The 253-nt window shown below is 53.8% G+C and carries 1 protein-coding gene; it reads right to left on the bottom strand.

What is annotated here, in order from left to right; genetic code table 11:
- The coding region (locus ACLUWI_RS10500; RefSeq protein ID WP_412147260.1) for a nicotinamide mononucleotide transporter at positions 1-253 on the bottom strand (253 nt) is incomplete at both ends.

Genomic DNA, 253 nt, shown 5'->3' with positions numbered 1-253 from the left:
CAGAACCCACCAGCCGATTGCCCAAGCAACGAACGCACCCAGGAAGATCCAACGGCGAACTTTTGGCGAAAAGCGCTTGGTAGCCTCATCATGGCCCCACAGATACCATCCAATTGGCTGCGAGATCACGTAGAAGATGTCCATCGCAAATGAGCCGTAAGCGTGACTGATCCAGGCGATGTAGGTCATGGCCAGACATTGAATGATCCCGAAGATGAACGTAATCTTGCGCCCCTTCATCCCGTAGACCAGG

The organism is Limosilactobacillus mucosae, from assembly GCF_046939755.1.
In the GTDB taxonomy this organism is placed as follows: Bacteria; Bacillota; Bacilli; order Lactobacillales; family Lactobacillaceae; genus Limosilactobacillus; species Limosilactobacillus mucosae_A.
This window is presented reverse-complemented; position numbering and strand designations above follow the sequence as displayed.